Origin of the sequence: Microbacterium amylolyticum (assembly GCF_011046975.1) — a bacterium.
GTDB classification, from domain to species: Bacteria; Actinomycetota; Actinomycetes; order Actinomycetales; family Microbacteriaceae; genus Microbacterium; species Microbacterium amylolyticum.
On record NZ_CP049253.1, the window covers coordinates 252,496 to 276,559 of the forward strand.

The following is a 24,064-nucleotide window of genomic DNA, read 5'->3' on the forward strand; positions in this document are numbered from 1 at the left end:
GGCGTCAGTTGTCGTTCTGCTGCTCCGCGACCTGAACGAGGCCCTCGAGGCGATACCCGAGCCAGTCGTAGAGACCGAAGCGGGGGTCTTCTTCATCGTGGTCGGCGCCTGTTTCTACCCCCAGGCGGCTGGCGATGACCAGCCGGAGGGCAGCAAGCGTCCGGAGCCACGGTTCGAGGCTCTCTCCGTCGATAGGAACATCGACCGGTGTGAGCGCCTCGTGCATGTCAGCGTGTTCGATACGTTCGAGGTCACGCTTGACGATGCTGGCGTCGTGTGAGCGACGCCCCAGGAGTTCGCCCCGCGTGAGGTGTTGAAACTCCCGTGATGCCTGAGCGTCGTCGGGATACACGTCGGGGGTGAGCCTGCCAAGGCCGGGATCTCCTGCAGGTTGTTCTGTGACCAGTTCCGAGAACTGGTTCACGAGGTCAAGAAGGTGGGTTGCCTCAATGCGCGTCAGGGTGAGGATCACGAGACGGTCGCTCATCGCGGTGCCTTCCTTACCGTGGCCGAAAGGCCATAGTCGTGCATTGCCTGTGCGTGCAGTTCCATCTGCTCGCGCGGCCCTTCCGCGACAACGGCGTGGCCGTCGTTGTGCACTGCCAGCATGAGCTGGGTGGCCTTTTCGTGTGAGAAACCGAAGTACTCGCGAAAGACGCGCACAACGTAGCTCATGAGATTAACGGGATCGTCCCACACGACGGTCTGCCAGGGGACGGCGGGGTCGGAGGCGGCGAGTTTGTCCGTCTCTTCGTCAGTGGCGGGCGAGGCGAACACCATCGTCGTGTTCGATGCTGTCATGCCCATCCGAGTTCGTGAAGTCGGTCGTCGTCGATTCCGTAGAAGTGAGCGATCTCGTGGACGAGAGTCGTATGAATCTCGTCTCGGAGACGCTGCTCCGTTTCGCACTGCGCGAGGTGGGGCTCGCGGTAGACGATGATGCGGTCAGGAAGTTCTCCCATGCCGTACCTGCCACGCTCCGTCAGGGCGAAGCCATCGTAGAGGCCGAGGAGATCGAGAGAACCGTCCTCAGGACGATCTTCGACGACGAAAACAACATTGTCGAGTCCGTCGATCATCTCGTCGGGGAGCTGATCGAGCTCCTCCACAACGATTGCCTCGAAACGCTCCCTTTCCATGGACAGGGGCGACGAGGGTCGTTCAGGTGTGTGTGAGAAGTTTCCCGAACTCATATCGGGTGGCTAACCGGGCTTGAACCGGCGACCTCCTGGACCACAACCAGGCGCTCTACCGACTGAGCTATAGCCACCGTGGCCCCGCTGTGCGAGGCAACTGAACTATCTTGTCACACCTCAGAGCCGAAGCTGTTCACCACATTCTCAGAAATTGCTTTAGCTTGTTCCGAAGTGGGGCCGGGATCAGGCAAAAAGGCGGCGACACGGTAGTACTGGAGCTCGCGAATTGACTCGAGAATGTCGGCGAGTGCACGATGCCCACCGTTTTTCTCGGGCGCGTTGAAGTAGACCCGCGGCATCCATCGGCGGGCCAGCTCCTTGATGCTGGACACATCGACATTGCGGTAATGCAGGTACCCATCGAGTTCGGGCATATGTGTCGCAAGGAACATGCGATCCGTGCCGATCGTGTTTCCGGCCAGCGGCGCCTTGCGCTCCTGCGGAACGAATCGCTTGATGTAGGCGAGCACCTGTTGCTCGGCTTCGGCCAGCGCGATGCCGTGGGGGATCTCACGATCGAGCCCGCTCGTCGCGTGCATGTTTGCGACGAAGTCGTTCATCTGCCCGAGCGCCGCATCGGATGCCTTGATCACGAGCTGAAGCCCGGGATCGAGAATGGTGAGGTCGAAGTCCGTGATTACAACGGCGATCTCGACGATTTCATCGCGTGAGGGATCGAGCCCCGTCATCTCGCAGTCGATCCAAACGAGTCTGTCGTTCTCTAAAGCTCCCACGTTCGCGCTCTTTCTCTCCGCGTGCTGCGATCAGTCCCCCAGGGGTGATTCGAACACCCGGCCAACGGGGTAGAAATCCGCTGCTCTGTCCACTGAGCTACTGGGGGCCGCCGAACAGCTTATCTGGTCCGCGGTGAGGATCATGGAAGAGACAGAAAAGCACCGCGGTGGCACGGTGTTCAGCCATCGCGCCCTCGGCCTCGCCGACAGGCGTAGCGTTGAGACGAGGGCATACGCCCAGAGGAGTGACAGGGAGGACGACATGCAGACTTTTGTGGTGGCCGGTGGATGTTTTTGGTGCCTTGACGCCGCGTACCGCGCGCTGCGCGGTGTTCATGACGTCGTTTCGGGGTACACGGGCGGCTCGGCGGAACACCCCAGCTACGAGCTCGTGTGCACGGGAACGACGGGGCACACAGAAGCGGTGAAGGTCACGTTTGATCCCGACGAGATTCCCGCTGATGTGATCTTGGACGCATTTTTTACCATGCATGATCCCCGCCAGCTCAACCGGCAGGGCGCTGACACGGGAACGCAGTACCGCGGCGCCATGTTCTACGCGGACGATGAGCAGAAGTCCCTCTTTGAGGCGGCCCGTGAGCGGGCAAGCGGGCTGTGGGATGCGCCGATCGGCGCTGAGGAAGGCTCCATCGTCACGACGATCCAGCCGCTCGGGGCGTTCTGGGAAGCGGAAGAACATCACCAAGACTTCTTCCGCAAGAACCCGGGGCAGGGATACTGCCTCGCCGTTGCTGTGCCGAAGGTCAACAAAGTTCGCGCCGCGTTCTCTTCTTACGTGAAGAAGTAGGGCATTCACACCCGCGATCATCGCGACACTGTGCCACCTGGGCAACACCTGTCGCCCAGGTGGCATGGATGTTTCTGCAGGCTGTCTTCGGCGGGCGCACACGGCGCCTCGTCGCGACGAGAGGACACCTGATGCCAGAATCCATCACGATTGTCGGCAACATTGCCACTGACCCGGTTCAGCGGCAGACAAAATCCGGCGACGCCGTGATCGCTTTTCGCGTGCTGACGTCGAATCGGCGCCGCGACGCCGAGACGGGCAACTGGTACGAAGAATCGGTCAACGCGTACTCCGTTTCGGCGTTCAAGAAGCTGGCTGAGCACTCCGCGGCGTCGCTTCGCAAAGGGCAACGCGTTGTTGTTGCCGGCTCGCTGAAGATGCGCGATTGGGAAGCGGGGGAACGCAGCGGAACCGACGCGGAGGTGACAGCCGACGCGATCGGTCTGGATCTGCGGTTCGCTCCCATCGTGACGGCGCCTGCGGCGTCCCGCGAGGCAGTGGCTTCGCTCGTGCCCACCGTTGCCCCCGGCGAGACATCGCCCGGATACGAACATCAGACGTCCGCGGCTACGGACGTGTCCGAGCCTCAGGTGACGTCGGAGGGCGGAGACTGGTCGGCGCGCGAACCCGGGCAGGAGGCCTTCGTGCCCGACGAAGTTCCCTACTGATCCGCAGGACGCTCTCTCGGATTTGATCCGTCGGCCCCGTAGACTATTTGGTGACATGGCTGAGTACATTTACCAAATGGTCCGCGCCCGCAAACAGGTGGGCGACAAGCTGATTCTCGACGACGTGACGATGTCGTTCCTGCCCGGAGCGAAGATCGGTATGGTCGGCCCGAACGGTGCCGGCAAGTCGACAATCCTGAAGATCATGGCGGGCCTCGATCAGCCGTCTAACGGCGACGCTGCGCTCACGCCCGGCTTCACGGTCGGAATCCTTCTGCAGGAGCCCGAGCTCGATGAATCGAAGACGGTGCTGGAGAACGTGCAGGACGGCGTTCGCGACATCAAGGGAAAGGTCGACCGGTTCAACGAGATCTCGGCGATGATGGCCGAGCCCGACGCCGATTTCGACACCCTTCTGGCCGAGATGGGCACTCTTCAGGAGTCCATCGACGCGGTTGACGCATGGGATCTGGACGCGCAGCTGGACCAGGCGATGGACGCGCTGCGTACCCCGCCGGGAGACGCGCAGATCGCAAACCTCTCCGGTGGTGAAAAACGCCGTGTTGCGCTCTGCAAACTCCTGCTCGAAAAGCCAGACCTGCTGCTGCTCGACGAACCCACCAACCACCTCGACGCCGAAAGCGTGCTGTGGCTGGAGCAGCACTTGCAGAAGTACCCCGGCGCGGTGATCGCGATCACCCACGACCGGTATTTCCTCGATCACGTCGCCGAGTGGATCGCCGAAGTCGACCGCGGTCGGCTGTACCCGTACGAGGGTAACTACTCGACATACCTCGAGAAGAAGGCGGAACGCCTCAACGTCCAGGGCAAGAAGGATGTCAAGCTGCAAAAGCGCCTCAAGGACGAGCTCGAGTGGGTGCGTTCGAACACCAAGGGGCGTCAAGCGAAGTCGAAGGCCCGTCTGGCTCGATACGAAGAGATGGCTGCCGAGGCCGAGCGTACGAAGAAACTCGATTTCGACGAGATTCAGATTCCCGCCGGACCGCGCCTGGGCAACATCGTGATCGAGGCGAAGAACATTCAGAAGGGCTTCGACGGCCGCGTCCTCATCGACGGTCTCACCTTCAGTCTTCCGCCCAACGGTATCGTCGGCGTCATCGGCCCCAACGGAGCGGGTAAGACTACGCTGTTCAAGACGATCGTCGGCCTCGAACCGCTTGACAGCGGTGACCTCCGCATCGGAGAGACGGTCAAGCTCAGCTACGTTGACCAGACACGTGGCGGTATCGATCCCGACAAGACGCTGTGGGAGGTTGTTTCCGACGGCCTCGACGTGATGATGGTCGGCAAGACCGAAGTGCCGTCTCGCGCCTACGTCTCGAAGTTCGGGTTCAAGGGACCCGACCAGCAGAAGCGCGCCGGTGTGCTGTCCGGCGGTGAGCGCAACCGTCTCAACCTCGCGCTCACGCTCAAGCAGGGTGGCAACGTGCTCCTGCTCGACGAGCCCACCAACGACCTCGATGTCGAAACGCTGCAGTCTCTTGAGAACGCGCTGCTCGAGTTCCCGGGTTGCGCCGTGGTGGTGACACACGATCGCTGGTTCCTCGACCGCATCGCGACACACATCCTTGCCTACGAGGGCACGGACGAGAAGCCGGCTTACTGGCACTGGTTCGAGGGTAACTTCGAGGCCTACGAGCAGAACAAGATCGAGCGCCTCGGCCCCGATGCCGCGCGCCCGCATCGCATGACGCACCGTAAGCTCACGCGCGACTAAGAGCACACGAAAAAGGGTCTTCCGGGAGAAGCTGCTCCCGGAAGACCCTTTTTTGTTATCGACTAGTCGATCTGCGTTTCGAAGGCACCCGGGTTGTCCGCCAACCATGCGGCGACAGCCTCGGCCTCTTCGCCCTCGCCGTACTGGTTCACAACGGTGTCCTCGAGCGAGGCGTATGCCTCGTCATCGAGGGCGATTCCCGCGATGAACTCCGCGGCCTCGGGGAACTCGTCAGCGAAGCCGGCGGTTCCGAGGAAGTGCAGAGCCTCGGGGTCGCCCATGGCGCCCTTCGGGTCTGCGAGGTCCTTCAGATCGAACTCGCCGTACGCCCAGAACGGGCGCCACAGCGTGACCGCGACGTCTTCTTCGTTGTTCATCTTCGAGCGCAGCTCGGCGAGCATCGCGCCGGTCGACGAAGTGACGAGGTCGTAGTCGTCGGTCAGGTCGTACTCGGGCATCATGACGTTCTCAGTCTGAGCCGTGAGGCCTGCTCCGGGCTCGATGCCGATGATCTGGCCGTCGAACATGTCGGCGTTGCCGGTCAGGTCCTCGAGCGAGTCGATGTCGGTGTACGAAGGAACGGCGATCGTCAGCTTCGCGCCCTGGTAGTAGGCGCCGAGATCCTCGATCTGCCCCTCGTACTCGGTCATGTACTCGGCGTGCGTCAGCTCAGGCCACGCCGAGGGGTAGATGTCGACGTCGCCGCCGGCGAGGGCCGTGTAGAGAACGCCCGCCTCGGTGAGTGTCTGCATCTCGACGTTGTAGCCGAGCTTCGTGAGCTGGTTCTCCAGGAGGTAGGCGGTGCTGAGACCGTCCGTCCAGGAGGGAATGAAGCCGAGGGTGATCGTCCCGGCAGCTCCGGGGGCGGTGCCGTTGTCATCTGGGCCTGCGGGCGCGTCATCCGTTGCGCAGGAGGCGAGGGTGAAGACGAGTGCACCGGCGCCGAGAATGGCACCGATCTTCGTGGTGTTGCGTCGCGTCATCATGCGATGTGTCCTCTCGTTCTCCGCTGTATCAGCGGCGTTGTGGGTGGGAGGTCTTTATGCCTCGGCGCGCGCGAGACGGCGGCTGCGCCGCATGCCGAGGAGGGAATGGGGGTAGTCGGCGGGAGTGCCGAGAGCGGCCGTGACACGGTCGAGGTAGATCGCCAGCGCAACGATCGCGAGACCCGCTTCAACGCCGGTCCCAATACGGAGTGTTGCGAGGGCCTCGATCACCAGCTTTCCCGCACCATCGGCGCCGACGAATCCGGCCATGACGGCCATCGACAATGCCAGCATGATGACCTGGTTGACGCCAGCCATGATGGTCGGCGTTGCGAGGGGGAGCTGAATGCCGCGCAGGATCTGACCGGGCGTTGCACCAAAGGCTTTTCCGGCCTCGACGGTCTCTTGGTCGACGCCGCGAATTCCGAGCTCCGTGAACCGCACTCCTGGCGGCAGCGCGAAGATCACGGTGGCGAACATTCCGGGGACGAAGCCGATCGAGAAGAACGTCACGGCAGGGATCAGCCATACAAGAGCGGGCATCGTCTGCATGAAGTCCATGACGGGCCGGATGAAGGAGCTGACTGCATCGTTCCGGGCTGCGAGGATACCGATCGGAACCGCGATCGCCAGGGCAACCACAGTCGCCACGATGACGAGACCCAGCGTTTGCATCGCGGGCTCCCACTTGTCCATCGCGACGATGAGCATGAACATCAGGACTGTGCCAACAGCGAGCTGCCAAGAACGAACGATCCACGCGATGAGCGCGGCCAGCAGGATGAGGACGGGGAAGGGAACGGCGAGAAGGCCGTCGACAACCGCGCCCAGGAGCCAGCCCATGACGACCTTGAGGAAGTCGAACAGCCACGAAACGTTGTCGGCCAGCCAATCGAAGCCGTCCGACACCCACCGTCCGACGGGAATGCGGAGCATGTCGGTCGTCATCGTGTGATCTCCGTTTCTTCGGCCGAGCCGGTATCCGGTTCGGCGAGAACCTCGTCGATGATCGCGTTCGACAGGGGAGCGGTGGGCAGCGTGATCTCCTCCGTTGCGTTCGGTCCCGGGCCGAGCGCTGCGAGAAGGGTGATGCGCGGGATGACGCCGACAAGGCGATCCTCATCGTCGATCACGGCGAGAGGCAGAGGCGCTTCAACGGCGGGGACGAAGATATCCATGAGTACGTCGGAGTCGCGAACGACAGCCGACGAAATCGGCGTGATGCGAGAGGTCAGGGTGCGTTCGCCCTTCTGGACCAGGCGCATGGCATCGTGATCGGTGATCATGCCAACAATGTGGCGATCGGCGTCGACGACGTACGCTGCGCCGAGGAATGGATCGCGCATCGCGCGAAGTGCTGTTCGAGGGCCGTCCTTGACGCTGATGACGGGACGCGCTTTTTCCATCACATTGGCCGCCGTAAGCACGCGTGCGCGATCGACGTCCTGGACGAACTGCTCGACATAGTCGTTCGCGGGGTCCGTGAGAATGTCTTCGGGCGTTCCCACCTGAACGATTCGGCCATCGCGCATGACGGCGATTCTGTCGCCGAGATACATGGCCTCGTTGAGGTCGTGCGTAATGAAGATAATCGTCTTGCCGAGGTCCTTCTGGAGCTCAAGCAGCTGATCTTGCATCTCGCGACGGATCAGCGGATCCAGCGCGCTGAAGGCCTCGTCCATGAGCAGAATGTCGGTGTCGGCTGCCAGCGCACGTGCGATGCCAACGCGCTGCTGCATTCCGCCGGAAAGCTGGTTGGGGAGCTTCTGCCCCCAGCCGGTGAGGCCGACAAGATCGAGAATCTCGTGTGCTCGTGCCTGGCGCACGGATTTTTCCACGCCGCGAAGCTCCAGCGGGTACGCCACGTTGTCGGCAACCGTCCGGTGGGGAAGTAGCGCGAAGTGCTGGAACACCATCGCCACATGGTCGCGTCGGATCTCGCGCAACGTCTTGTCCGGCATGTCGATGATGTTTTGACCGTCGATCTCGAGCGAGCCCGCTGTGGCGTCGTACAGTCCGTTGATCATGCGAATCAGCGTCGACTTGCCCGATCCGGACAGCCCCATCACGACGAAGATCTCGCCGCGCTTCACCTCGAAGGAGGCATCGATGACGGCAGCGGTTGCCCCGTCGAGATCATCCCGCGACGCTCCGCGTCGCAGTTTCTCCACCGATTCTTGCTGGCGTTTGCCAAAAACCTTGTACAGGCCCTCGGCGCGCACGAGCACGTCATTATCGTGTTCGGTCACGTTCTCCATATGACGAGCGCATGCCGCGGGCGTAATGCGCGCGCTCGACCCTCATCGTCGGGATGGGCAACCCCACGGGGTCGTGTCGGACGCGTCGCCTCATGAGGGGAGGTAGCCGGGTTACGCAAGGCACCTCGAATGATCTCCACAATAACGGCCCTTGGTCCCGAAAATGTTCGTTCATCGGGCTGTTGCCGGTCTTCAGGCCGCCGAGGTGAGGCCGTGGGACCTGGCCACGTGCCGTAGAATCCGGCGATCAGGACGACAATCGCGCGGTGCTTCGCACAAGCGGGACGTTATGCAATCGTGAGGACACAACCACCCGTGACATGCCGTATTCATGTGCCCGTGCACCTCCGCTGGGGAGACCAGGACGCCTTCGGACACGTCAACAACGCGACGTTCGCTCAGCTACTCGAAGAAGCGCGGGTTCGTGCCTTCTGGGAACACGAGGATCTTGAGCGACGCCGTGACACTGCGGTGTTCACACCGCAGCTGATGGTGGGCGATCTCGGTCCCTTCTTCACTCTGATCGTCCGGAATGAGTTCGAATATCTCGCTCCGATTCCCTATCTGCAGGAGCCACTCGATGTGCAGATGTGGTTTTCGAAGCTCGGTGGCTCGTCTGCCCAGCTGATGTATGAGGTGCGTGATGCCGCGGCAGAGGTGCTGTTCGCGCGTGCCGCGTCGACCCTCGTCCTGGTTCTTCAGAAAACGGGGCGGCCCGTTCGATTGCCGGATCCTGTTCGCGAGGCGTGGTCGCGATATCTCGGCGAGCCGATCGCGTTCACGCGCCGCTGAGAACTCCCGTCATGACGCGACCGTCACCGCCGAGATAGGGGAGGATGGAGTGTCGACACCTCGCACGTTCAAGGAGAGCTGGCATGGCTATGACTCCCGGATCCGCCCTCCGTGCGGACTTCCCCTATTTTTCCGCGGACCCTGGCGCGGTTTATCTCGACTCCGGGGCGACGGCGCAACGTCCGGCCCGGGTGATCGACGCTTCTGCCGAGTTTGCGCGGAAAGACTACGCCGCCGTACACCGTGGCTCCAGTATGGCAACGGGCGAGGCTACCTGGGCTTTCGAAGAAGCCCGCGAGGCCGTTGCTCGCTTCGTCGGCGCCGGCGAGCGCGAGATCGTCTGGACATCGAACGCAACCGACGCCCTCAACGTCATCGCGCTCGGGATGGCGGATTCCTCTGCAGGGTTGGGCGACGACCGTTTCGCTCTTCGTGCGGGTGACGAGATCGTCGTGACCGAGGCGGAGCACCACGCGAATCTCATTCCGTGGCAGCGGCTTGCGGCCAAGACCGGTGCAATTTTGCGCTGGGCGCCCGTTGATCAGCGCGGACTCTGGACACTCGATGGACTGCGCCAGGTCGTTTCTGCGCGTACGCGCGTTATCGCCTTCGCCCACGTGTCGAACGTCACGGGTTTTGTGGCGCCGGTCGCCGACATCGTCGAGATTGCGCGCTCCGTCGGAGCGGTCACGGTTCTCGACGCCTGCCAATCCGTTCCGCACATGAGTGTGAAATTCGGTGAGCTCGGAGTGGACTTCGCCGCTTTCTCCTCGCATAAGGCCCTCGGGCCGACGGGCATTGGCGCGTTGTACGGACGCGCTGAGCTTCTCGACATGCTTCCTCCTGCGCGCACAGGGGGATCGATGATCACAACCGTCACGATGGAGAAGGCCGAGTTCCTCCCGGCACCGCAGCGGTTTGAGGCGGGCACACAGCCAGTGACAGAAGCAATTGGCTTTGGAGCAGCGATCTCTTATCTGGACGAGCTCGGCATGGGTGCGGTTGCCGCGCACGAAACCGAGATGGCGCATGCTCTCGTTGATGTCGTCGAACGCACCCCCGGGGTGTCTCTTGTCGGTCCCGCCGCCGGTGAGCACCGTGCGGCGCTTGTGAGCTTCATGGTGCAGGGTGTGCACGCGCACGATGTCGGACAGTTCCTCGACGATAAGGGCATCACCGTGCGCACGGGGCACCACTGTGCGCAGCCTCTTCACCGTGCGCTCGGAACGCCGTCGACAACGCGCGCGAGTGCATCCGTATACACGACGTTGGATGACGTCGCCGCGCTCGAAAGCGCGCTGGGCGATGTCCGAGCATTTTTTGGAGTGGATCGATGAGCGGCCTTGAAGCGATGTACCAGGAGTTGATCCTGGATCACGCGAAGCACCCCGAGGGCAAGGGCGACCCGGCCCGGCACCCTTTTACCCACCACGAACTGAACCCGTCGTGCGGTGACGAGATCACAATGGGAATCACCATCACCGATGGACACGTGTCTGGTCTGGAGTGGGACGGCGACGGGTGCAGTATCTCGATGTCATCGGCTTCGATGATGAGCGGGCTTCTGCTCGGTCAGACCGTAGAGGACGCCCAGGCGCGCATCGATGAGTTTCGCGACATGATGCGCTCACGAGGCAAGGTCGAACCTTCGGAGGCGCTCGGCGACGCCGCGGCATTCCAGAACACGGCGAAATACGTCATGCGCGTCAAGTGCGCCATGCTTGCCTGGGTCGCCTTCGAAGCCGACCTCAAAGAAGCCTCCGTTAACGAACAGGGCCCGTCGAACGAATCTGCGTCATCCCGGTAACAGCGGGCCCCCGCGAGAGAATGTGTCCCCGGGTCAACGAAATTCGCGTCCATCGTCCTGCCGTTGAGACCTGAGCCTGTTCTTCGCCGGCGATGAAACCGAAGGAGAACGCCGCAAAGGCCACGCCGAGCGGCAGACCGTCGAGTTCCTCGTCGGGCGCTCCCCAGACCGATCCTCGGATGGCGCGCACGGCGTCTTCTCCTGCATCGGTGGGGACCTGGTGCGCAACGGCCGCAATGCCCCACTGCGCGCGATTGGCGAGCGTCGCCGCCGGGAGTTCGCCGGCACGCGACCAGCCGGAGCGTGGGGGCGCAATTCCTGCCCATGCCGGGGCGATGGCCTGATCCGGGAGTGAGAGCTGGGACGGGTCGTCGCTCTCGGTGAGGCTGGTGACTACGAGGTCACACTGCAGCTCGGGGTCTGCGTGAAGGATACGCATCGCCAGAATCGTCGGCGTGCGGTCCAGCAGGCCCTTGGGGGCGAGCGCCGCGGCGGTCATGGCGAGCACACCGCGGTCTGCCTGCAGCCGCACGCCCTCATCGGACACTCTGGCCGCTCGTCCGGCGAACGTTAGGGCGTCCTGGGCCGACGGGGCATCCGCTAAAACCAATCGCGCAGTCATCCTTTCTAGACTAGTGGCGTGACGATGCGGAATATCCGTGTATTGCACCGCGACCGGTGATGAGGAGACGACGTGGCCGAAGCAGAGTTGCCCAGCGATCCGATAGCGATGCTGCTGGGGGTGCTTGACATTCAGCGCACGGGAGAGGATACGTTCACGGGCATCTCGCATCCGATGCCGAATGGCCGTGTTTTCGGCGGACAGGTGGTCGCCCAGGGCGTCGCCGCAGCGATGAGGACTGTCGCGGACGATCGCTTTCCTCATTCGCTCCACGGGTACTTCCTCCGGCCAGGAAGTGTCGAGATTCCCATCGATTTTTCCGTGGAGCGTATCCACGACGGACGTTCCTTCTCCCGCAGGCGGGTCCAGGCATCGCAGAATGCGACCCCGATATTCAGCGCGATCGCGTCGTTCCAGGACATCGATCCGGGCATGGAGCATCAGCTGGCGATGCCAGACGTAACCGCCCCGGAAGAACTGCGTTCGGCTGAGGACGTTCTCGGGGAGAGGGCGGGGCTCCTGCGACGGAGTCCGATCGAGTCTCGGCACGTCGGGGGGAGTATCTATTTCGAGGTCGATGAGGTTCGGCCTGATCAGGCGACGTGGATGCGGATTCGGCAGCCGTTGGCAGACGACCCGCGGCTGCACAGCGCCGTTTTGGCGTACATGAGCGACTTCACGATTCAGGAGGCCACGCTTCGCGCAAACGGTGTTCCGTGGCGGACGCGGGGGCTGCGAACGGCCAGTCTCGACCACGCGCTCTGGTGGCACCGGCCGGCGCGTGTGGACGAATGGTTGCTTTATGCCGCCGAGTCGCCAACGTCTCAGGGCGGACGGGGGATGAATACCGGACGCATCTACTCCCGAAACGGTGAGCTCGTGGCGAGCGTCGCGCAGGAGACCATGGTGCGCACGCCGGATTACCCCTGATAGATCAATCTTCGAAGGTATTCACCATCGCGAGAGCCGCACGTTCGAGATAATCCCACAGCGTGGACTCGTGCAGGGGAGACAACTCCAGCTCGTCAACCGCAACGCGCATGCAGCGGAGCCAGCGATCGCGCGCATCAGGATTGATCTTGTACGGCATGTGACGCATGCGCAGGCGCGGGTGCCCGCGCTGCTCGCCATAGGTGGTCGGCCCGCCCCAGTATTGTTCGAGGAACATCAGCAGCCGCTCTTCGGCCGGCCCGAGGTCCTCTTCCGGGTACATCGGCTTGAGCACCTCGTCTGCCGCGACCTCACGGTAAAAGACGCGAGTGAGCTTCGCAAACGTCGGTCGCCCACCGACCTGCTCATAGAAGCTGGTCTGGTGGTCGCCCGACGGCTGAATCTGCACCATTAGGCGTCGTCGTCTTCGTCGGCGGCGTCCGCGTCGCGCGCCTGCGCGGTCAGGGCGCGCTCAACGCCCGCGAGGTTTTCTGCCACGATCCGGCGCAGCGCCGCGGGGGCAGTCGCATTCTCGGCGAGCCACGCGCGTGTCGTGTCGCGCAGCGCCGCCCCGCCCAGCTCGGCGGGGTAGAGCAGTTCGATCAGATACGACGCGATCTGGAAGGAGCGTCCTTCCCACACCGGAATCACCATGTCGAAGTACCGCGAGACGAACGGCTCGAGATCGGCTCGTGTCGCCGGGTGGGTAAAGCCCGCGGCCGTTGCGCGAACGACCGTGTTGGGGAGTGCGTCGGAATCGATGAGCGACGCCCACGCGGCCTGTTTGGCGTCTACGCCGGGCAACGCGGCCCGTGCCTGTGCCGCAAACTCGGCGCCCTTCGCGGTGTTGTCAGCCGCCAGAGCAGCATCGATCTCTGCGGGAGAGACGGCATCGCCCGCAGCAAGTGAGACGAGAAGCTGCCACGACAGATCGGTGTCGATGTCCAGCCCCTCGATGACGAGCGTTCCGTCCCGGAGCGCGCGAACGTTCTCCCAGTGCTCGGGGCGCGATGCGGCAGCGGCGAAGGCCGTCGCGAACTGCAACTGCAGATCGCTTCCGGGAACCGCCTGCTGGAGCAGGCTCCACAGGGCCGTCGCAACGCGCGAGCGCTGGGCGTCGCGCGTTTCGGGCGTGACGTAGTCATTGGCCGCGAGCCGCAGTTGGGCGAGTGTGGTGCGGATCGTTGTCGACTCGGTTTCTGAGCCGATTCCCTGCAGAACGAGGTCGATATAGTCGCGCGCTGCCATTTCGCCGTCGCGCGTCATGTCCCATGCGGCGCCCCAGACGAGTGAACGCGCCAGCGGGTCGGCGATGTCTGCCAAGTGCGCAATCGCCGTGCCGAGGCTGTTCTGATCGAGACGGATCTTTGCGTACGCCAGGTCGCCGTCATTGAGCAGAACCAGGTCCGGTCGGCGGCGGCCCTTCAGCTCGGAGACCTCCGTGAGATCGCCGTCGATGTCGACCTCGACGTGATGTGTGCACACCAATTGTCCGCCGCGGCGGTCGTAAAAACCGATTCCCATACGGTGCGGGCGGATTGTCGGGTAGTCGGCCGGTGCCGTCTGCATCACCGCGAAACGGGTGATCTTTCCATCCACGTCATCATCGATCACGGGGGTGAGAGTGTTCACACCGGCTGTTTCGAGCCACTTGGCCGTCCACGTGCTCAGGTCTCGGCCGCTTGTGCGCTCGAGCTCGATGAGGAGGTCGGGGAGGGTGGTGTTCTGGAAGGCGTGTTTGCGGAAGTAGGCTCCCACGCCCTGGAAGAAGGCATCGATGCCGACGTACGCGGCAAGCTGCTTCAGGACGGAGCCGCCCTTGGCATAGGTGATGCCATCGAAGTTCACCTGCACATCTTCGAGGTCATTGATCTCTGCGACGATGGGGTGCGTCGACGGCAGCTGGTCCTGTTTATACGCCCAGGTCTTCTCCATGGCGTTGAACGTGGTCCAGGCTCCCGTCCATTCGGTTGCCTCTGCGGTGGCGATCGTCGATGCCCACTCCGCGAAGGACTCGTTGAGCCAGAGGTCGTTCCACCACTTCATCGTGACCAGATCGCCGAACCACATGTGCGCAAGCTCGTGGAGGATCGTCACAACGCGACGTTCCTTCACGGCGTCCGTCACCTTGCTGCGGAAGACATAGGCCTCCGTGAAGGTGACGGCGCCCGCGTTTTCCATGGCGCCCGCGTTGAACTCGGGGACGAAAAGCTGGTCGTACTTCGCGAAGGGATACGCGACGCCGAACTTCGTCTCGAAGTAGGCGAAGCCCTGCTTCGTCTTCTCGAAGATGTAGTCGGAATCCATGTACGGCCAGAGGCTCTTGCGTGCGAAAACGCCGAGGGGAATCGTGCGTCCCTCGCTGTTGATGAGCTCGTCACGCACCTCCTCGTACGGACCGGCCACAAGCGCGGTGATGTAGGACGAGACGCGAGGCGTCGGCTCGAAGCCCCACGTGGCGGCTCCGCCCTCTTCGTGAGGGATCGGCTCCGGCGTTGGCTGGTTCGAGACAACCTTCCACTCCTTCGGAGCGGTCACCGTGAACTGGAACGTGGCCTTGAGGTCCGGCTGTTCGAACACGGCGAAGACGCGACGTGAGTCCGGTACCTCGAACTGCGTGTAGAGGTAGACCTCGTCATCGACAGGGTCGACGAATCGATGAAGTCCTTCGCCCGTATTCGTGTACGCGCAGTCGGCATCGACGATCAACTCGTTCTCGGCGGCGAGGTCATCGAGGCGAATGCGCGAGTCCGCGTACACGGTCGACGGCTCGATTTCGCGACCGTTGAGCGTCACCTCCCGCACATCGCTCGCGATCAGGTCGATAAACGTGCTCGCGCCGGGCGTTGCACCGAATCGAACGACACTGCGCGATCCAAACACCTCCGCGCCCTTGGTGAGGTCGAGTGCGACCTCGTAGCTGCGGGTATCGACGACGGCGCGGCGTTCCTCCGCCTCGCGGCGAGTGAGGTTCTCTCCAGGCACTGTTGCTGCTCCCAAAAGTCGTATCGGGGGATCCGCCCGTGCAGTGACCTGCCCCGGGCAACTGGTACAGCCTACGACCTTGAGCTTTCAGCTGGTTGTGTCCTGAGCCGACCGCCTGTGTCTGGTGCGAGGATGGAACGGTGAGCACCGAGGCGCAGAAGTCCGACAGCACCGTCCTTTATTCGTCCGTCGCCGCCGCTGACGGAAGCCCGTTCGTCGAAGAACCGGTGTCGTATGACGCGATTCTCCTCGCGAGTTTTGGGGGGCCCGAGGGCCAGGACGACGTGATTCCGTATCTGCGAAATGTCACGCGCGGACGCGGGATTCCCGATGAGCGACTCGAAGAGGTGGCCACTCACTATCGCCAGCACGGTGGTGTCAGTCCGATCAACCAGCAGAACCGTCAGCTGCTGGCAGCGATGGAGCAGGAGATTGCGCGCCGTGGCCTGGGGCTCCCTGTCTACTGGGGAAATCGCAACTGGCATCCGTTCCTGGAGGATGCCGTGCAGCGGGCCGCCGCTGATGGGCACCGCACCCTCCTGGCGATGGCGACCAGTGCCTACAGCTCGTATTCGAGCGACCGGCAGTACCGCGAGGATTTCGCGCGCGTTCTGGGCCAGAACGACGGCGGAACGGGCCTGGGGCATGGCGATGACCCCGTGACAATCGACAAGGTCCGTCTGTTTTTCGACCACCCGGGATTCATTGAGCCGTTCTACGAGGGGGTCAAGAGCGCGGTTGAGAACTGGCTCGCCGAGGGGCGAGCGGGGAACGAGATCCGCGTGCTGTTCTCAACGCATTCGATCCCTACGGCTGACGCGGAGCTCTCCGGCCCACGCGACAGGGAGTTCGGGGAGGGCGGCGCGTACGTGGCGCAGCATCGCGCGGTCGCCGAGTACATCATGGCTCGCCTCCGCGAGGAGATCCTCGGTTCAGAAGGCGTCGGCTGGGATCTCGTTTACCAGTCGCGTTCCGGACCGCCGTCACAGCCCTGGCTCGAGCCGGATGTGAACGACGTGATTTCCGAGCTCCCGGCCTCGGGCATCACTGCCGTTGCGGTTGTCCCGCTGGGCTTCGTCAGCGATCACATGGAGGTCCTCTGGGACCTCGACACCGAGGCGCGCCAGAGCGCCGAAGAAGCGGGGCTGGCGTTTATGCGTACCCCCACCCCGGGCATCCACCCCGCGTATGTGGCCGGTCTCGTCGATCTCATCGAGGAACGGCTTCAGGGAACCCCCGCGGCGGAACGCCCCCATCTCACGGACCTTGGCCCGTGGTACGACGTGTCGCGGCCAGGCGACTGCGCGCATTCGCAGATCGATTTCCGGCCGGCCGCCGCCGGCGTCGCACCGTGACACGTCGTTCCGCGCGGCACCTCCGAATACGGAAGAATCACTCTCATGCGTCTTCACATTGCCACCGACCACGCCGGCCTCGATTTCTCCACTGAGCTGCAGGACCACCTTGTTGCCCAGGGGCACGAAGTCATCGACCACGGACCCGTCGACTACGACGCGCTCGACGACTATCCCGCATTCTGCATTCGTGCGGCTCAGGCCGTTGTCGCTGATCAGCGCGCCGGGCGGGAAGCGCTGGGTATCGTCTTCGGCGGTTCCGGAAACGGTGAGCAGATTGCGGCGAACAAGGTTGAAGGAATTCGCGCGGCTCTGGTGTGGAACGTCTCCACGGCCGAACTGGCTCGTGAGCACAACAACGCAAACGTGATCTCGATCGGCGCCCGTCAGCACTCGGTCGAAGAGGTCTTCCTCTTCGTCGACCGTTTTGTGGCGACGCCGTTCCCCGGCGAAGAACGTCACGTCCGACGTATCGAGCAGGTGGGTGCGTACGAGCGCACGGGAGAGCTGGTCGACAGCCCCGCCCCGCGCGTTCGGAGCTAGTTCGGTGCCCGAGGGACATTCCGTCCACCGCATCGCGCGGCAGTTCGAGCGGAACTTCGTGGGGCGGGCCATCAGCGTTTCGAGTCCGCAGGGGCGCTTCGCTGACGGCGCTGCGCTCATCGACGGAAGTACGATGACGCGTGCCATGGCGGTCGGTAAGCAGATGTTTCTCGAGTTCGAGGGCGACAGGTGGCTGCGCGTGCATCTCGGCTTGTACGGCGCATGGGATTTCTCGGGAGACATCCTGATCGATCCCACCATCGCGTCCGCGAACGGACGTATGGGGCAGACGAACCAGCGCGGCACCGATCCGATTTACGACGACGCGGGGGAGAACTCGCTGACATCGATCGGGGCGCCTCGCAAAACGCGCGTTCACGTGCGTATGTCTGAACAGACCAAGGGACTTAGCGACGACGGTTCCGAGTGGCCTCCGCCGGTTGTGGGTCAGGTCCGGGCGCGAATGATGACCGACACCACGTGCGCCGATTTGCGCGGGCCGACAGCGTGCGCGGTGGAAACGCCGGAGCAGATCGACGCCGTTCTCGCCCGACTCGGACCGGATCCGCTCGTGGGCGATGAGGCAGAAGGCGAGGCGCGTTTCGTCGCCTCAGCGCACCGGCGCAGTGTCGCGATCGGTCAGCTCCTCATGGATCAGTCCGTTGTCAGTGGAATCGGCAATGTGTACCGCGCGGAGATGCTCTTCCGGGCGGGGACGAACCCGCACACACCGGGAAAAAATGTCCCCACGGATGTTCTGCGTCGGATGTGGCGCGACTGGTCTCACCTGTTACGCATCGGCGTCGACACGGGACAGATGATGACCATGGACGGTCTGACAGGAGAAGCCTGGCGTTCCGCGATGGCGAGCAGGGACGATCGCCACTGGGTATACCACCGAGCCGGGCTTCCGTGCCGGGTCTGTGGCACGGAGATCGTGCTCGAGGAGATGCAGGCGCGCAAGCTTTACTGGTGCCCCACCTGCCAGACGTGAAAGGACGCCCTATGGACATTCGAGACGGGGTGGACGTCATCACCAACGTGCGTGTGGCCGGAGAAGGGCGAGAGCTGCTTGTACACCCCGATGCACTTGCCGATGGTGTCTTTGACGTCTGGATCGCCGACGGGTGCATTGCCGATATCGCGCCTGCCGGAAACATTCGTCATCGGGGCCGTGTTCTGGATGGCGAAGGGAACTGGTTGATCCCCGGGCTGTGGGATCATCACGTTCACTTTTTGCAGTGGTCGCTCGCCTCGACACGTCCCTCTGTCGAACACGCACGTTCCGCACTAGAGGCCGCTGCCTTCGCCGCGACGATTGCACCGCAGCCGGACGGGCGCCGGATTCTCTCGCGCTGGCGGGACGCGCTGTGGGACACGACGGCGACGCGTGCTGTTCTGGACGCTGCAACGGGCGAGGTTCCTACCTACCTGCTGAGCCTCGATGTTCACGGCGTGTGGATGAACTCAGCAGCGTTTCGACGAGAGGGAATCACGCCCGATGCGGGGGGAGTGCTCCGTGAGACAGCGGCGTTCGCCCTGATCGACCACCTTGACGATGTCGAGCCGCTCACGGCAGACGCCGCCCATTCCCGCGCCGCGGCACGTGCAGCGGCACGCGGGGTCGTCGGCATCTGGGATCTCGAGTTCGGCGAGAACCACGTTCCCTGGCGACGACGAGCTGCTGCGGGATGGGATGGGCTCAGGGTTTTTTCGAACGTCTATCCCGAGCATCTCGACACCGCGATCGCGCAGGGCCTGAGAACCGGTGACCCTCTGGAGGGCAACTCCTTTGTGCGGATGGGGATGCAGAAGGTTTTTGGTGATGGCTCTCTCGGCACGCGTACGGCGGCAACCTCCGGCGAATATTCCGGACATCCGCGCCATCACGGAGCGCTGAACACGGCGCCGGACCAGATGACGGACGCGGTTGTCCGCGCTGCGGTTCACGGCATCGAGACCACGATTCACGCGATCGGTGACCGGGCGAATACAGCGGCGATCGACGCCTTCGCCCGCGCGGGGGTTCCGGGGCGGATCGAACACGCGCAACTTGTCCACGCAACAGACATTCCCCGATTCGCGCGCCTCGGCATTGAAGCCAGCGTGCAACCGCAGCATCTCGTGGATGACCGCGATCTCACGGACGCGTTCTGGTCTCAGCAGCCGGCTATGCCGTATCCGTTCGTGACGATGCGTGACGCAGGTGTGAGTCTGCTCTTTGGCTCCGATGCGCCGGTGTCCGTTCTCGACCCGTGGGCTCAGATCGCGGCGGCTGTGTATCGCACGGACGATCATCGTCCCGCGTGGCAGCCGGAGCAGGCGATTGATGCGCGAACGGCTCTCGCCGCATCGACGTTGGGCGGGTCGGGGGATCCTCAGCGCATCGAACCGGGCACCGTTGCCGACCTGGCGATTGTGGCGGCCGATCCGCTGACATCTGACAGGGAGCGTCTCCGCGCGATGCCCGTGGCGGCCACCATGATCGCCGGATGCCTCACACATACGGGCTAAAACGCCGAAGGGTGGTGCCGGAAAATTCCGGCACCACCCTTCGTGTCGTCAGATCACGCGGCGACGTGAGCGACCAGGAACCAGCGGTCCTTCTCGAGTCCGGCCTTGATGCCGATCACGATGTCCTGGCTGGTGAGATCGATCTCGTCGAGACCATCAATCGCGGCGTCCAGATCCGCGATGACCGCGTCGATGTCCTTGACGATGCCCGCGATGACATCGTCCGACTGCGCGAAGCCGGCGGGCGCGCCCGTAGACGGAACCTTCTCGGCAACCTTCTGGGCACGGGCGTCGATGGGCAGGCCCAGAGCAACGATGCGCTCAGCGGCCTCGTCTGCCCAGCCCCCAGCGTGTCCGACGAGGGTGTCGAGGAACTCGTGGACGCCGATGAAGTTCGCGCCGCGCACGTGCCAGTGCGCCTGCTTGCCGTTCAGTGTCAGTCCCTGAAGCCCAAGAACAACGGGCGAGAGGAACTGCGATGCTGCGGCGGCCACGGTCGGGTCGGCTGCTGTTGTGGCGATCGTCGAAGTGCTCATAGGAGCTCCAATCTGCTGAGGTCTCTGCCTGAGGTGTTCTTCCTCTGGGTTGATATCAACGGTACTCCGGTTTTGGCGGAGTGCAACCAAGGAGAGCCTCCACTGAATCAGCTGATCATCAGGGAAAACCTAGCCTTGCCTCAGTGAGGAGAAGCTCACCTCAACGCGCTTTTCGGGGCATCGATCAGTGCTGTTCTCGCCGAGCGCGACATGCCAGGGGGTCTGGTCGATTCGAACTCGTCGGCGACCATGCGATAGCATCATCTCGTTGTTCACGAACAGCATGCGGGGATGTAGCTCAATGGTAGAGCCCCAGTCTTCCAAACTGGTCACGCGGGTTCGATTCCCGTCATCCCCTCGCATGACGGGACCTGGGTCGGAGCTCTTGCTCCTTCCCAGGTCCCGTTCCCTTTTCCGTGGGTTTTCCCGCGGGCCCCGTGCCGCCTGCGGCGAGGGGGAGGGGTCCTCACCAGGAATGCACAGGCGCGGACTGTTGGTTGCTGTGAAGAAGGTCCGGTCGCGTCAGCTAGACTCGTCGAGGCCGTTTCGTGTTCCCGTATGTGGATACCGCGGGGCGTAGCTCAGCTTGGTAGAGCGCCCGCTTTGGGAGCGGGAGGTCGCAGGTTCAAATCCTGTCGCCCCGACAACGGCCCACCCCAGACCTCGCCCGCGACGCAGTTCCGCCGCGGGTCCGCAACAAGGAGAAGCGAACCAGCATGGTGAACAGCACCGTCGAGAAGCTCAGCCCCACGCGGGTCAAGCTGCACATCACGGTCACGCCCGACGAACTCAAGCCGAGCATCGAGCACGCTTACGAGCACATCGCCGGCAACGTCGAGATCCCCGGTTTCCGTAAGGGCAAGGTTCCGGCTCCCCTGATCGACCAGCGGATGGGTCGCGGCGCCGTTATCGAGCACGCTGTCAACGAGGGCCTTGACACGTTCTTCCGCGAGGCCGTTGCTGAGCACGAGCTGCAGCTGCTCGGTCGCCCGCAGGCCGACATCACGGCATGGCCCGAAGAGAAGGACTTCTCGGGCGACCTCGAGGTCGACATCGAAGTTGATGTGGCGCCTGAGTTTGATCTTCCCGCGCTCGAGGGCGTCACGGTCACCGTTGACGCGATCGAGGTCGACGAGTCCGCGATCGACGCAGAGCTCGATGAGCTGCGTGCTCGCTTCGGCACGCTCGTGCCCGTTGACCGTCCCGCAGCCAAGGGCGACTTCGTCGAGCTCGACCTGATCGCACAGATCGACGGCGCCGAGATTGACCGCGCCGAGGGTGTGTCGTACGAGCTGGGCTCGGGCGAGCTCCTTGAAGGCACGGACGATGCGATCGATTCGCTCACCGCTGGTGAGGAAACGACGTTCCGCTCGAAGCTTGTCGGCGGCGAGCACGCCGGCGCCGAGGCTGAGGTTTCGGTCACGGTGAAGGCCGTCAAGGAGCGCGAGCTTCCCGAGGCTGACGACGACTTCGCACAGATGGCCAGCGAGTTCGACACGCTTGCCGAGCTGCGTGAGTCGCTTGCCGAGCAGGCGAAGCAGAAGAGCACCTTCACACAGGGCTCCGCCGCACGCGACAAGCTCGTCGAGCAGCTGATCGAGGCTACCGAAATCCCCGTTCCCGAGTCGGTCATCGAAGAAGAGGTCAACCGCCACCTCGAGCAGGAGAACCGTCTCGAGGACGACGAGCACCGCGCAGAGGTGCGGGCCTCCAGCGAAAAGCAGTTCCGCACGCAGCTGCTCTTCGACCGCATCGCCAAGGACCTCGAGGTTCAGGTGTCGCAGGAGGAGTTCACGAACTACCTCATCCAGGCATCGAGCCAGTACGGCATGAGCCCGCAGGACTTCATCCAGGCGCTGCAGCAGGGCAACCAGCTGCAGGCGATCATGGGCGACGTTGCGCGCAACAAGGCCATCGCGATCGTTCTCGGCAAGGCCGAGGTCGTCGACACCAACGGCGACGTTGTTGACCTTGCGGGCTTCGTGCCCACAGAGGACGACGACGCCGAAGAAGCAGCTGACGACAGCGCCGAGCAGGAGTCTGACGAGGCGAAGTAACACCCGTCATTCGAGAGGGCCGTGCACCATCAGGTGCGCGGCCCTCTCGCTGTTGATAGGGACAGTGATATGCCCACGGCGAACACGCGCTAGGGGCCGTGAACGCGCCGGTAGTGTCGTATTCGACGCACACCCGAATGGAGTGAGAATGGCTGAACCGCTGATGGCACAGAGTGTCTTCGATCGGCTGCTGAAAGACCGCATCATCTGGCTGGGATCGGAGGTGCGCGACGACAATGCAAATGAGATCTGCGCGAAGATCCTGCTTCTCGCCGCCGAAGATTCCGAAAAGGATATCTTCCTCTACATCAACTCGCCCGGTGGCTCGATCACGGCCGGCATGGCAATTTACGACACGATGCAGTTTGTTCCCAACGACATCGTCACCGTCGGTATCGGCATGGCCGCCTCAATGGGCCAGCTGCTCCTGACGAGCGGCACGAAGGGCAAGCGCTACATCACGCCCAACGCCCGTGTCCTGTTGCACCAGCCGCACGGCGGTTTCGGTGGAACGGCGAGCGACATCCAGACGCAGGCAGAGCTGATCGTTTCGATGAAGAACCGCCTCGCAGCGATCACTGCTGCGCAGACGGGGAAGACCATCGAGCAGATCAACGAAGATGGCGATCGCGACCACTGGTTCACGGCGGAAGAGGCGCTCGAGTACGGCTTTGTTGATCACATCCGCGAGTCGGCAACCGACGTCGCTGGCGGCGGCGGAACCGACCGCGGGTCGAACTAAGAAGAAGAGGGACGATTCTGACGATGCACACTCCGTACGCGCAGACCCCGCAGGGTCTCCAGATTCCCTCCAGCCGTTACATCCTCCCGCAGTTCGAGGAGCGTACGGCCTACGGCTTCAAGCGCCAGGACCCGTACAACAAGCTGTTCGAAGATCGCGTGATCTTCCTCGGCGTGCAGGTTGACGATGCTTCGGCTGATGACGTGATGGCCCAGCTCTTGGTTCTTGAGAGCCAGGATCCCGATCGCGACATCATCATGTACATCAACTCGCCTGGCGGTTCCTTCACGGCGATGACGGCGATTTACGACACGATGCAGTACATCTCGCCCGAGATTCAGACGGTTGTTCTCGGTCAGGCAGCGTCTGCAGCATCTGTTCTGCTCGCCGCCGGTGCGCCGGGTAAGCGTCTTGCTCTGCCCAACGCGCGTATCCTCATGCACCAGCCCTCGGTGGGACAGGCCGGTCACGGCCAGGCGTCCGACATCGAGATCCAAGCTGCTGAGATCATGCGCATGCGCACGTGGTTGGAAGACACGATGGCCAAGCACACCGGCAAGTCGGCTGCTGAGATTCACAAGGACATCGATCGCGACAAGATCATCGGGGCGCATGATGCCGTTGAGTACGGTCTTGTTGACCAGGTGTTGAACAGCCGTAAGCGCACTCCGCAGAGCTGAGTACGCTATCTCGGAAGGTGCCCCATTCGACACGCACGCGTCGGGTGGGGCACCTTCCTCGTTTGTCGGGGGGAACCACTAGCCTGGAAGAACGCCCCGTCCCCGGAGGAGTG

Annotated in this window: 25 protein-coding genes and 4 tRNA genes; 16 read left to right on the top strand and 13 right to left on the bottom strand. The window is 63.3% G+C overall.

The genetic code is table 11. From position 1 onward, the window contains the following. Nucleotides 1-4 precede the first annotated feature (4 nt). From G6N81_RS01340 to G6N81_RS01365, 6 genes are all read right to left on the bottom strand, one after another. On the bottom strand, nucleotides 5-487 hold the full coding sequence (locus G6N81_RS01340; protein ID WP_165132079.1) for a DUF2017 family protein: 483 nt from the start codon (nucleotides 485-487) through the stop codon (nucleotides 5-7). After that, a complete protein-coding gene (clpS, locus tag G6N81_RS01345) occupies nucleotides 484-807 on the bottom strand; it encodes an ATP-dependent Clp protease adapter ClpS (protein WP_378731004.1) in 324 nt (107 codons plus the stop codon). The genes G6N81_RS01340 and clpS overlap by 4 nt, the downstream gene beginning before the upstream one ends. After that, on the bottom strand, nucleotides 798-1,139 hold the full coding sequence (locus G6N81_RS01350; RefSeq protein WP_165132081.1) for a metallopeptidase family protein: 342 nt from the start codon (nucleotides 1,137-1,139) through the stop codon (nucleotides 798-800). The genes clpS and G6N81_RS01350 overlap by 10 nt, the downstream gene beginning before the upstream one ends. 58 nt (nucleotides 1,140-1,197) lie before the next feature. Beyond that, nucleotides 1,198-1,270, bottom strand: a tRNA-His gene (locus G6N81_RS01355). A gap of 36 nt (nucleotides 1,271-1,306) precedes the next feature. Continuing rightward, nucleotides 1,307-1,885, bottom strand: coding sequence for an oligoribonuclease (gene orn, locus G6N81_RS01360; protein WP_241245018.1), 579 nt, complete (start codon nucleotides 1,883-1,885; stop codon nucleotides 1,307-1,309). 79 nt (nucleotides 1,886-1,964) lie between these two features. Continuing rightward, a tRNA-Arg gene (locus G6N81_RS01365) sits at nucleotides 1,965-2,037 on the bottom strand. Between the two features lie 155 nt (nucleotides 2,038-2,192). On the opposite strand from G6N81_RS01365, the gene msrA reads away from it, so the two are divergent. The 3 genes from msrA (at nucleotide 2,193) to ettA (ending at nucleotide 5,144) form a co-directional block, all read left to right on the top strand. Beyond that, nucleotides 2,193-2,738 carry a peptide-methionine (S)-S-oxide reductase MsrA gene (gene msrA / locus G6N81_RS01370; protein WP_165137555.1) on the top strand — a complete coding sequence of 182 codons (546 nt, stop codon included), beginning with the start codon at nucleotides 2,193-2,195 and terminating at the stop codon, nucleotides 2,736-2,738. A 68-nt stretch (nucleotides 2,739-2,806) separates the two neighbouring features. Continuing rightward, entirely contained in the window at nucleotides 2,807-3,406 is a 600-nt protein-coding gene (locus tag G6N81_RS01375; RefSeq protein ID WP_165132085.1) for a single-stranded DNA-binding protein, read from the top strand. 55 nt (nucleotides 3,407-3,461) lie between these two features. Next, nucleotides 3,462-5,144 carry an energy-dependent translational throttle protein EttA gene (gene ettA, locus G6N81_RS01380; protein ID WP_165132087.1) on the top strand — a complete coding sequence of 561 codons (1,683 nt, stop codon included), beginning with the start codon at nucleotides 3,462-3,464 and terminating at the stop codon, nucleotides 5,142-5,144. A gap of 62 nt (nucleotides 5,145-5,206) precedes the next feature. Here ettA and G6N81_RS01385 read toward each other — a convergent pair whose 3' ends face one another. Genes G6N81_RS01385 through G6N81_RS01395 form a run of 3 tightly spaced genes read right to left on the bottom strand, consistent with a single transcriptional unit; the run spans nucleotide 5,207 to nucleotide 8,388 of the window. Then, nucleotides 5,207-6,127, bottom strand: coding sequence for a glycine betaine ABC transporter substrate-binding protein (locus tag G6N81_RS01385; protein WP_165137558.1), 921 nt, complete (start codon nucleotides 6,125-6,127; stop codon nucleotides 5,207-5,209). A gap of 57 nt (nucleotides 6,128-6,184) precedes the next feature. Next, nucleotides 6,185-7,078, bottom strand: coding sequence for an ABC transporter permease (locus tag G6N81_RS01390; RefSeq protein ID WP_165132089.1), 894 nt, complete (start codon nucleotides 7,076-7,078; stop codon nucleotides 6,185-6,187). After that, nucleotides 7,075-8,388, bottom strand: a complete 1,314-nt coding sequence (locus G6N81_RS01395; RefSeq protein ID WP_165132091.1) for a quaternary amine ABC transporter ATP-binding protein — start codon at nucleotides 8,386-8,388, stop codon at nucleotides 7,075-7,077. The genes G6N81_RS01390 and G6N81_RS01395 overlap by 4 nt, the downstream gene beginning before the upstream one ends. A gap of 333 nt (nucleotides 8,389-8,721) precedes the next feature. On the opposite strand from G6N81_RS01395, the gene G6N81_RS01400 reads away from it, so the two are divergent. From G6N81_RS01400 to sufU, 3 genes are all read left to right on the top strand, one after another. After that, complete coding sequence (locus G6N81_RS01400) at nucleotides 8,722-9,180, top strand: acyl-CoA thioesterase (protein WP_241245019.1); 459 nt, start codon at nucleotides 8,722-8,724, stop codon at nucleotides 9,178-9,180. 83 nt (nucleotides 9,181-9,263) lie between these two features. Then, nucleotides 9,264-10,517, top strand: coding sequence for a SufS family cysteine desulfurase (locus tag G6N81_RS01405; protein ID WP_165132097.1), 1,254 nt, complete (start codon nucleotides 9,264-9,266; stop codon nucleotides 10,515-10,517). Further along, entirely contained in the window at nucleotides 10,514-10,987 is a 474-nt protein-coding gene (sufU, locus tag G6N81_RS01410) for a Fe-S cluster assembly sulfur transfer protein SufU (protein WP_165132100.1), read from the top strand. The genes G6N81_RS01405 and sufU overlap by 4 nt, the downstream gene beginning before the upstream one ends. Here the strand turns inward: sufU and G6N81_RS01415 are convergent. After that, entirely contained in the window at nucleotides 10,944-11,609 is a 666-nt protein-coding gene (locus G6N81_RS01415; protein ID WP_165132103.1) for a DUF8185 domain-containing protein, read from the bottom strand. The two genes, sufU and G6N81_RS01415, sit on opposite strands and share 44 nt — an antisense overlap. Before the next feature lie 108 nt (nucleotides 11,610-11,717). Between G6N81_RS01415 and G6N81_RS01420 the strand changes: the two genes are divergently transcribed. Further along, nucleotides 11,718-12,539: an acyl-CoA thioesterase gene (locus tag G6N81_RS01420; RefSeq protein ID WP_165137561.1), complete on the top strand. Its 822-nt coding sequence runs from the start codon at nucleotides 11,718-11,720 to the stop codon at nucleotides 12,537-12,539. Nucleotides 12,540-12,543: 4 nt separating this feature from the next. Here G6N81_RS01420 and G6N81_RS01425 read toward each other — a convergent pair whose 3' ends face one another. Together G6N81_RS01425 and pepN are read right to left on the bottom strand one after the other, a co-directional pair. Then, on the bottom strand, nucleotides 12,544-12,951 hold the full coding sequence (locus G6N81_RS01425) for a globin (RefSeq protein WP_165132106.1): 408 nt from the start codon (nucleotides 12,949-12,951) through the stop codon (nucleotides 12,544-12,546). After that, the gene (gene pepN / locus G6N81_RS01430; protein ID WP_165132109.1) at nucleotides 12,951-15,524 is read right to left on the bottom strand and encodes an aminopeptidase N; all 2,574 of its coding nucleotides are present in this window, start codon (nucleotides 15,522-15,524) and stop codon (nucleotides 12,951-12,953) included. The genes G6N81_RS01425 and pepN overlap by 1 nt, the downstream gene beginning before the upstream one ends. A gap of 140 nt (nucleotides 15,525-15,664) precedes the next feature. Between pepN and G6N81_RS01435 the strand changes: the two genes are divergently transcribed. From G6N81_RS01435 to G6N81_RS01450, 4 genes are read left to right on the top strand one after another with little or no spacing between them, the layout of a single operon-like run. Continuing rightward, nucleotides 15,665-16,879, top strand: coding sequence for a ferrochelatase (locus G6N81_RS01435; RefSeq protein ID WP_241245020.1), 1,215 nt, complete (start codon nucleotides 15,665-15,667; stop codon nucleotides 16,877-16,879). 45 nt (nucleotides 16,880-16,924) lie between these two features. Continuing rightward, on the top strand, nucleotides 16,925-17,422 hold the full coding sequence (locus tag G6N81_RS01440; protein WP_165132115.1) for a ribose-5-phosphate isomerase: 498 nt from the start codon (nucleotides 16,925-16,927) through the stop codon (nucleotides 17,420-17,422). Nucleotides 17,423-17,426: 4 nt separating this feature from the next. After that, nucleotides 17,427-18,416, top strand: a complete 990-nt coding sequence (locus tag G6N81_RS01445; protein WP_165132118.1) for an Fpg/Nei family DNA glycosylase — start codon at nucleotides 17,427-17,429, stop codon at nucleotides 18,414-18,416. An 11-nt stretch (nucleotides 18,417-18,427) separates the two neighbouring features. Continuing rightward, nucleotides 18,428-19,936, top strand: coding sequence for an amidohydrolase (locus G6N81_RS01450; RefSeq protein ID WP_165132121.1), 1,509 nt, complete (start codon nucleotides 18,428-18,430; stop codon nucleotides 19,934-19,936). A 53-nt stretch (nucleotides 19,937-19,989) separates the two neighbouring features. Here G6N81_RS01450 and G6N81_RS01455 read toward each other — a convergent pair whose 3' ends face one another. Then, nucleotides 19,990-20,472, bottom strand: a complete 483-nt coding sequence (locus tag G6N81_RS01455; protein WP_165132124.1) for a Dps family protein — start codon at nucleotides 20,470-20,472, stop codon at nucleotides 19,990-19,992. 287 nt (nucleotides 20,473-20,759) lie between these two features. Between G6N81_RS01455 and G6N81_RS01460 the strand changes: the two genes are divergently transcribed. From G6N81_RS01460 to G6N81_RS01480, 5 genes are all read left to right on the top strand, one after another. Beyond that, nucleotides 20,760-20,830 (top strand) — tRNA-Gly (locus tag G6N81_RS01460). 212 nt (nucleotides 20,831-21,042) lie between these two features. After that, nucleotides 21,043-21,116: transfer RNA gene (locus tag G6N81_RS01465), tRNA-Pro, on the top strand. 72 nt (nucleotides 21,117-21,188) lie between these two features. Next, complete coding sequence (tig, locus tag G6N81_RS01470; protein ID WP_165132127.1) at nucleotides 21,189-22,529, top strand: trigger factor; 1,341 nt, start codon at nucleotides 21,189-21,191, stop codon at nucleotides 22,527-22,529. A 148-nt stretch (nucleotides 22,530-22,677) separates the two neighbouring features. Continuing rightward, nucleotides 22,678-23,271, top strand: coding sequence for an ATP-dependent Clp protease proteolytic subunit (locus G6N81_RS01475; RefSeq protein ID WP_165132130.1), 594 nt, complete (start codon nucleotides 22,678-22,680; stop codon nucleotides 23,269-23,271). Between the two features lie 23 nt (nucleotides 23,272-23,294). After that, nucleotides 23,295-23,951, top strand: a complete 657-nt coding sequence (locus G6N81_RS01480; RefSeq protein WP_165132133.1) for an ATP-dependent Clp protease proteolytic subunit — start codon at nucleotides 23,295-23,297, stop codon at nucleotides 23,949-23,951. Nucleotides 23,952-24,064: the final 113 nt, after the last annotated feature.

Bases quoted from the DNA above. Each gene is read 5' to 3' on its own strand.
- G6N81_RS01395 (WP_165132091.1), bottom strand. From the start codon at position 8,388: ATGGAGAACGTGACCGAACACGATAATGACGTGCTCGTGCGCGCCGAG.
- G6N81_RS01340 (WP_165132079.1), bottom strand. From the start codon at position 487: ATGAGCGACCGTCTCGTGATCCTCACCCTGACGCGCATTGAGGCAACC.
- ettA (WP_165132087.1), top strand. From the start codon at position 3,462: ATGGCTGAGTACATTTACCAAATGGTCCGCGCCCGCAAACAGGTGGGC.
- G6N81_RS01425 (WP_165132106.1), bottom strand. From the start codon at position 12,951: ATGGTGCAGATTCAGCCGTCGGGCGACCACCAGACCAGCTTCTATGAG.
- G6N81_RS01480 (WP_165132133.1), top strand. From the start codon at position 23,295: ATGCACACTCCGTACGCGCAGACCCCGCAGGGTCTCCAGATTCCCTCC.
- clpS (WP_378731004.1), bottom strand. From the start codon at position 807: ATGGGCATGACAGCATCGAACACGACGATGGTGTTCGCCTCGCCCGCC.
- sufU (WP_165132100.1), top strand. From the start codon at position 10,514: ATGAGCGGCCTTGAAGCGATGTACCAGGAGTTGATCCTGGATCACGCG.
- G6N81_RS01415 (WP_165132103.1), bottom strand. From the start codon at position 11,609: ATGACTGCGCGATTGGTTTTAGCGGATGCCCCGTCGGCCCAGGACGCC.
- msrA (WP_165137555.1), top strand. From the start codon at position 2,193: ATGCAGACTTTTGTGGTGGCCGGTGGATGTTTTTGGTGCCTTGACGCC.
- G6N81_RS01385 (WP_165137558.1), bottom strand. From the start codon at position 6,127: ATGACGCGACGCAACACCACGAAGATCGGTGCCATTCTCGGCGCCGGT.
- G6N81_RS01375 (WP_165132085.1), top strand. From the start codon at position 2,807: ATGTTTCTGCAGGCTGTCTTCGGCGGGCGCACACGGCGCCTCGTCGCG.
- G6N81_RS01455 (WP_165132124.1), bottom strand. From the start codon at position 20,472: ATGAGCACTTCGACGATCGCCACAACAGCAGCCGACCCGACCGTGGCC.
- orn (WP_241245018.1), bottom strand. From the start codon at position 1,885: ATGACGGGGCTCGATCCCTCACGCGATGAAATCGTCGAGATCGCCGTT.
- G6N81_RS01390 (WP_165132089.1), bottom strand. From the start codon at position 7,078: ATGACGACCGACATGCTCCGCATTCCCGTCGGACGGTGGGTGTCGGAC.
- G6N81_RS01440 (WP_165132115.1), top strand. From the start codon at position 16,925: ATGCGTCTTCACATTGCCACCGACCACGCCGGCCTCGATTTCTCCACT.
- tig (WP_165132127.1), top strand. From the start codon at position 21,189: ATGGTGAACAGCACCGTCGAGAAGCTCAGCCCCACGCGGGTCAAGCTG.
- G6N81_RS01350 (WP_165132081.1), bottom strand. From the start codon at position 1,139: ATGGAAAGGGAGCGTTTCGAGGCAATCGTTGTGGAGGAGCTCGATCAG.
- G6N81_RS01475 (WP_165132130.1), top strand. From the start codon at position 22,678: ATGGCTGAACCGCTGATGGCACAGAGTGTCTTCGATCGGCTGCTGAAA.
- G6N81_RS01450 (WP_165132121.1), top strand. From the start codon at position 18,428: ATGGACATTCGAGACGGGGTGGACGTCATCACCAACGTGCGTGTGGCC.
- G6N81_RS01420 (WP_165137561.1), top strand. From the start codon at position 11,718: ATGCTGCTGGGGGTGCTTGACATTCAGCGCACGGGAGAGGATACGTTC.
- G6N81_RS01405 (WP_165132097.1), top strand. From the start codon at position 9,264: ATGGCTATGACTCCCGGATCCGCCCTCCGTGCGGACTTCCCCTATTTT.